This is a genomic window from Atopobium sp. oral taxon 810 str. F0209 (genome assembly GCF_000466405.1).
In the GTDB taxonomy this organism is placed as follows: Bacteria; Actinomycetota; Coriobacteriia; order Coriobacteriales; family Atopobiaceae; genus Olegusella.
On the sequence record NZ_KE952954.1, the window covers coordinates 54,824 to 61,429 of the forward strand.

Consider the following 6,606-nt stretch of genomic DNA (forward strand, 5'->3'; position numbering starts at 1 on the left):
CCCGATGTGGGTTGAAAGGCGCTTATTGAATCCGACGTGAGAAAAAGGATGTTTACTGCACCAGATTTTAGACATGGGAGCGTAAGGACAGCTCAGCTGGTTCGGGCAAGAAAAGCGGGCAAACTACCTTGGTGTACACCGCCAACCAAGCCATCGAGACGCAAAAGCCAGCCAACACATCAGATGCATAATGCACACCCAAATAAATGCGGCTTACACCCACAGCTAGCACCACGAGCGCAAGTGAGGCTGACCGTACCCAACGCATTACGCGATCTTTCTCGTAATGCCATACCAAATAAGCAAGCAGACCATAAAAAGCCATCGCCACCATCGAGTGTCCCGATGGAAAACTATAACCACTCTCCGCCACGAGGCGAAAACCCTCAGGGCGTGGGCGCTGTACCAGCTGTTTAAGCAAAACGTTAAGCAAAGAAGCGCCTGCCAAATTGAACAACATGCACCGTCCCGGCTGACGCCCTGGCGCAAAAGCAGACGCAACAATCCATACCACCACCAGCACTACTGGCATTGCTAGGCTCGTAATCGTTTGCATAATTGGCGTAAGTAAATCACTCCGCAAATCCTCAACGATATAGTGGTATGCCAGACGATCAAGACGCAATATCTCGCCGCCCCACACATCTTCTAGCAATAGCAAAAAAATTACTACACAGATAGCAAAAATTACTGAGCGCCGGTTTGCCCATGCAAGGCGCCGACCCTTTTCAGCCACTTCTTGAGCTTCTTGTGAAAGCAACTCATTATCCATTCAAAATCTCCGATCGCCGTTCATTTAGGCGTTAACTATTTTGTCCAATAATTCTTTGCTTATCCTTAACTAAGAATAAAGGCATCGTAACGCCGCAAACTCATGTCCTCCATGGGCGCTACCATAGAGTACGTACAATGCCAGACATGAACTTTTACAACTCCTCACAAGAGTTGTTTTACAGCTTTGAGAGGATATCATGACATCTCGAATTAGCACGGGAAACGCGCTTTATTTATACCGTCTGTTTCTTGAGGCTTTTGGCCAAGGCAAGCAAATCTTTTTGCCCCGCATCGAAGAAGTATTACAAACGGATGGCATCGCAGCGTATGACCTAGACTGCGAGTCTGTGCAGGAGCTTTTGGAAAAACTTGAGTTTGTGAGCCTAACCAAGTTTAAGGGTGGACGTATATATGCCACGCTACAGACACAACCTAAGTTTGATGAAGCGTTAGCCGCGCTAACAACAGCTGCTGAAGATGAGGCACCCAAAAAAGGTGGCAAGCCTTGGAAACGCAAAAAGACTCAGATTAAACCTGCGCGCCCTGTTCATCGCGAGCCGCCAAAACCCCTGCATGAGGAACTGGCAGAAGAAGAGCTGGCCACACCTGAGCCAGTTAATAAGATTGAATCCGAGGAAACACCTGCCAAAAAGTCTGCACAGGATGAAATGGGTGTTGCAAAAACAACAGTTCAGGGCGAGCTTGAGCAAAGCCAGGCTGTCGATGCTTCCACTGGAGCGGCAGCGGATGCCCCTGCCAAAGCTGGAGCAGCAGCTGGTGTTAGCGCTAAGGTAGAAACAGAAATTGAAGCAACTGCCAAAATAGAAGCAAAAACTGAAAATGAAACCGACTCCGAGGTCAAAGCAGAGGTCGAAGCCAAAGCAGAAGTTGAGACCATCACTCCCCTTCTGACCCCTCAGCCCTCAATTCATCTCACTATTGTTTCCAAATCTGGAGCTGATGCAGGCAGCCTGGAGGAAGAACAAACCTTAGAAGAAGAAAATATCTTAGAAGAAGACTTGCTTCCCAGATCTGAGCACATCACTCCCGAGCCAAATTCTACGTCACAGGTCGTTATTCCCGCTCATGCTGTTCCCACTCAAAGCGCTGCGGAGCGTGCCTTGCCCAAACAATTCTGGCCTGAGGTACGTTGCCCCGAGGAACTCATGAGTAAGCTCGCCCTAGCACTACCCTTAGGGGCTGACGTCCTATCAACGCTAGAAGAAGATTGGCAGGTCGCCCGCGCCACTGGCAATGTGAGTTACACTCGCAAGGACGCTCACTTCCCCCTGCGCTATCACGATACATACAAAAAGCCTATTGAGGTGTATCTCAAACGCAGTAATGGTCTAAACGCAGGCAAGCGCTGGATTATCTCTGATGTCCAGACACATACAGAGCACATAACAGCTCCAGAGCCTATAGAGTCAGCCACAACCCCTCGTACAACACAGGACTTCTGGATGGCAATCTCTGCCACCTCTTTGGCGCCTTATCGTCGCCGTAATCTCGCCTTAGAACTCTCTAGACATCTGCATTTCGAAAGCTGGACAGAATTTTGTCAAAGCTTTTCTTCACTTGCAGCTCATGAAGCTTGGGGTGAGACGAACGAGGATGACCTACCTATTCTGCGTGAATATCTCAGTGTCAACTTTGTTCGCGCACTTGAGCAGAACCGCATTGTAGCGTCTGCCGACGGCAAGCAAAAACTCTGGAATACGGGTCTGGTAAATACAGCTTACCAGGAGATTTTCTGTCTCATGAATGCGGACTCAGCCGCAGAGTCTGAGCCCGCGGAATTCTTCGCGGCGCTCACGGCGACAGATTCTCGCCTTGCCAGCTGGGGCACGCCCCCTGCCCCTGCAAGTTATATCTCTTCTCTCGAGGACCTCTATCTGCCATACGAAACCACACTTCTCGACAATCCTCGCGCGCACATTACAACAGAAGCCTGCACACGCGCGCTCGCTCGCGCAAAAGCCTCATTCCGCGAGCTGGCGCCCATTTGGGATCCTCAAACAAGTGAAAATTACCTGTTGCTTCCACTTGAAAAAACAACGGCAGAGCAGAAAAATCCCCAGGTTTACGCAGCTCTTATAGCCAAATACCAAGCAGGTCGCCTATGCCCCTTGAAGACGCTCTGCTTGCGTGATGCCTATGCATGCGCTCGCGTGGTATCAGCTCAAATGCCTAGCTGGCTCTCGGGAACCCTTGAAGCATGACAAAGCAAGTCTACGCATCGCCCAAAGATGTGCTCCAGCAGGTCTTTGGCTACGAAAACTTTCGGCTGCATCAGTGCGAAATCATAGATGCCATTCTGCATGGTCGTGACGTGCTTGCCGTCATGCCTACCTCTGCTGGCAAGTCTATCTGCTATCAGATACCAGCGCTGCTCTCAGACGGCATGACACTGGTTGTTTCACCTTTGATTTCACTGATGACAGATCAGGTAGGAGCCTTATTCCAGCTGGGCATACAGGCAGCATACCTCAATAGCAGCCTTGATATGGAGTCGCAGGCAAACACGCTTGCTGATCTTCGTAGCGGCAAACTGCGCATCCTCTATTTGGCGCCCGAACGCCTTGGTGACCCCCGTCTCCTTAGCACTTTAACGACATGCAAACCCAGCGTGCTTGCCATCGATGAGGCGCATTGCATTTCTCAATGGGGCAATGATTTTCGCCCGTCTTACCAAGAAATACACAGCTTTATCGAGCAACTCCCTGAGCGCCCTGTTATCTGCGCTCTCACAGCCACTGCAACTAAAGCCGTTCAAAATGATATCTTGCAGTCACTCGAACTCATCAATCCGCTGCGCGTCATTGCCAGTTTTGACCGTCCTAATCTCCATTTTGTAGTTGAACACCCACGTAGTAGCAAAGAAAAGCTTCACGCGCTTCTACATTTCATCAAAAAGCAAAAGGGCCCCAGTGGCATCATCTACTGTCAAGCTCGTCGCACTGTTGATGATATCTGCGAGGAACTAAACGCTCGGGGCATCTCCTCCGCGCGTTATCACGCGGGCATGTCAGCTGATGAGCGCAAGCAAAATCAGGATGATTTCCTTTTTGATCGCGTACGAGTCATCGTAGCAACTAACGCATTTGGCATGGGCATTGATAAATCAAATGTCGCCTTTGTCGTGCATTACAATCTGCCACTTTCGATGGAGGCCTATTACCAAGAAGCAGGACGAGCAGGCCGTGACGGTAGTCCTGCTATTTGTCTTTTGCTGTATTCTCCGCGCGACTTGCATACTGCAAAGTTTCTTATCTCAACAGTCAGTCGTGATGATTTGGACCCTGAAGAGGCCAGTAGGCTCATCGCGCATGACGAACGCAGGCTCCAAGATATGGTTCGCTACGCCACATCAACAAGCTGCTTGCGTCAACAACTATTGGCATATTTTGGCGAAAATACTGCGGATCATTGCGATAACTGTTCCAATTGTCTCAAGGAGTGGCAAGAAAAAGACTGCACCGTAGAAGCGCTCAAAATTGTCTCTTGTGTGGCGCGCCTTGCGCAGCGCAACATGAATCTCGGTGCAGGCATGATTTGCCAAATCCTCAGGGGAAGCAAAGATCGACGTATTCTCAATAACAAGCTCGAGGAACTCTCGACTTACGGCATTATGCCCAAAACGCCTATCCCTGAGATGCATGAATTAATAGATGAGCTGGTAAATCAAGAAATTCTCCAACGTAGCAACGGAGCATACCCCACTATCGGTCTTAGCAAGCACAGTGGGGATTTTCTTCGTAGTGCTTCAAAAACAGATGGTCAGCGTTTTATACTACGCATAGCTCAAGAGCAAAGTCCCACAACCTCAAGCAAGACTCGCAAAAAAACTCGCTCTGTTTCCCAAAATAGTAAAGACGAAGTACTCTTTGAGAAACTACGCAGTCTCCGCATGACCCTTGCGCATGAACAAGGGGTTCCTCCTTATATTATTTTTAATAACTCCACACTCGAGGATATGTGCAGACTCAAACCGCAAACAATGTCTGAGCTGCTTGAAGTGTCTGGCGTTGGTGAAATAAAAGCAAAACGCTATGGAGAGCGCTTTTTGGGTGTCCTGATTGAGGGGTAGAATCTAAGACAGAAAAAAGATGGGGCAGTTGGATGTCCAGTGGCTCCATACACTAAATTAGCACCACAAGGAGCACAATGAACGTTAGTCAAGCTATTGAACTTGCCGGCTCATTTTTTATTCCTGAATTTCTTCTTGCTGACGGTCTTTCCGCCGTTGAATCAGAGCGTCTCAAGACCGAGGAAGCAATTAAGGTACTGCGCGATGACTGGTTTTCACAACCATTGGGCAAGGAGTCTTTCTCCTTTGATTTAGTACGTGAGCTAGCCGACCGCAATCGCACTCTTTGTGATCTGGTAGAAACCTCCGATGCACCAGAGGCAGTTGCCCTTGCCACTCGTCGTGCCGAATCCAACAGCCCTAATCTTTCACGGGGTATGGCTGAATCCGACCTTGTCCATGGTGTAGCTGCACTACAGCATCGCTCATTCAAAAAGGTCGAACGCGAAGTCGGCGGCATTATGGACAACCTTGCTGTGGTTTATGTTGCTGCCCCCGTCAAGGGTACCGTTGTTGGTATTGACCTCGAAACTACTGGGCGTAACCCTGACCGCGGCTACATCATCAATATTGGCTGGGAAACCATGGAGCTCACGCCCGAAGCAACTCCCCAAAATGACCGGGCTGTCTACTGTGGACTTCCTGATGCATGGGCTGGCCGTAAGATTCCGATGGAACGTGTCCATCACATTACCCCCGATATGCTTGCTGGCAAAAAGCCCCTGCGTCAGGACAAAGAACTACAAAAACAGCTGGTAGCTCTGCTTTCTAAGTATCCTTTTATGGCACACAATGCCTCATTTGAGGATTCTTGGATGATGCTGCATCTCAACGGCTATGCCGAAGCACGCAAAGCAGGCAAGATTATACCTATCGACACACGCGATATTTGCCGTCGTATTGACAAGGATATGGTAGGGCTGCCCCGCGAATCTCGCCCTGCTTCACTAGAAAACTGGGCACGTCGCCGCGGAACATTGGATACTGGAGAAGCAGAGAAACACCTTGGTCTTGATGATACCGACCTGATGCTGCGCACGGTACAAGCCGAGTTTGCTCTCCGTAATATGTTTACGAGCTCCACGCATGCAGGAGCCGAATCCCCACACACAACCACGCCTAACAAAAAAGCGGGCGCTGCGACCACAACTACAAAATCAAACGATGCAAATCGTACGCAGACAAAGCACTCGCCCAAGCTCAAAACTGCGAGCAAAAAACTCGAGCAAGCATTGCTTGCGCCTCTTTCTACAGTTGCACAGGGAGGCTCTCTCGAACTTGCAAATTGGTCTGCTTCCTGGCTTACTCAAGCGGCATCTCAACTACCCGAGCATCTTAAGTTAGCTGTACGTATAGGAAGTGTTGAGCAAGGGGGTTTTGTTGCCTCTATTGCAGGCGAAAGCAACGCCAATCCGCAGGTCATTCAAGCACGCCTAAGCGTAGTAGACCAGACTGGTTTGGCTCACGGGCTTGCCTGCTTTGCAGTGGCGCTCGCCCAAATGAGTGCTACTGGCAAACTCCCCACCCACTCCATCTCGCTTGCCTGCTTTAGTTAGCAACAGCTTTATAGCAACAGCTCTATGGAACAAGGTTTATGAGGCAAAGTGCATCCGCTTTCGTAGGTGATTCGTCCTTCTTCGTAAGCAGCGCATCTTCGTAGGCAGCGCATCTTCGTAGGCAGCGCATCTTCACAAGCAGTTATCCTTCTCTCGCAAACGGTTCAAAAGCGTCGCTCTGCTTCC

General features: G+C 49.7%; 4 protein-coding genes. 3 read left to right on the plus strand and 1 reads right to left on the minus strand.

Annotated features, from left to right (window positions below):
- Window positions 1-67: 67 nt before the first annotated feature.
- The gene (locus HMPREF9069_RS06465) at window positions 68-772 is read right to left on the minus strand and encodes a phosphatase PAP2 family protein (RefSeq protein ID WP_021626403.1); all 705 of its coding nucleotides are present in this window, start codon (window positions 770-772) and stop codon (window positions 68-70) included.
- Window positions 773-971: 199 nt separating this feature from the next.
- On the opposite strand from HMPREF9069_RS06465, the gene HMPREF9069_RS06470 reads away from it, so the two are divergent.
- The 3 genes from HMPREF9069_RS06470 to HMPREF9069_RS06480 all read left to right on the plus strand — a co-directional run bounded on the left by HMPREF9069_RS06470 (window position 972) and on the right by HMPREF9069_RS06480 (window position 6,420).
- Entirely contained in the window at window positions 972-2,996 is a 2,025-nt protein-coding gene (locus tag HMPREF9069_RS06470) for a DUF3825 domain-containing protein (protein WP_021626404.1), read from the plus strand.
- Complete coding sequence (gene recQ / locus HMPREF9069_RS06475; RefSeq protein WP_021626405.1) at window positions 2,993-4,864, plus strand: DNA helicase RecQ; 1,872 nt, start codon at window positions 2,993-2,995, stop codon at window positions 4,862-4,864. The genes HMPREF9069_RS06470 and recQ overlap by 4 nt, the downstream gene beginning before the upstream one ends.
- A 77-nt stretch (window positions 4,865-4,941) precedes the next feature.
- Window positions 4,942-6,420: a 3'-5' exonuclease gene (locus tag HMPREF9069_RS06480; RefSeq protein WP_021626406.1), complete on the plus strand. Its 1,479-nt coding sequence runs from the start codon at window positions 4,942-4,944 to the stop codon at window positions 6,418-6,420.
- Window positions 6,421-6,606: the final 186 nt, after the last annotated feature.

Excerpts from the sequence above, each read along its gene's own strand:
- HMPREF9069_RS06465 (WP_021626403.1), bottom strand. The coding sequence starts at position 772 with ATGGATAATGAGTTGCTTTCACAAGAAGCTCAAGAAGTGGCTGAAAAG.
- HMPREF9069_RS06470 (WP_021626404.1), top strand. The coding sequence starts at position 972 with ATGACATCTCGAATTAGCACGGGAAACGCGCTTTATTTATACCGTCTG.
- recQ (WP_021626405.1), top strand. The coding sequence starts at position 2,993 with ATGACAAAGCAAGTCTACGCATCGCCCAAAGATGTGCTCCAGCAGGTC.
- HMPREF9069_RS06480 (WP_021626406.1), top strand. The coding sequence starts at position 4,942 with ATGAACGTTAGTCAAGCTATTGAACTTGCCGGCTCATTTTTTATTCCT.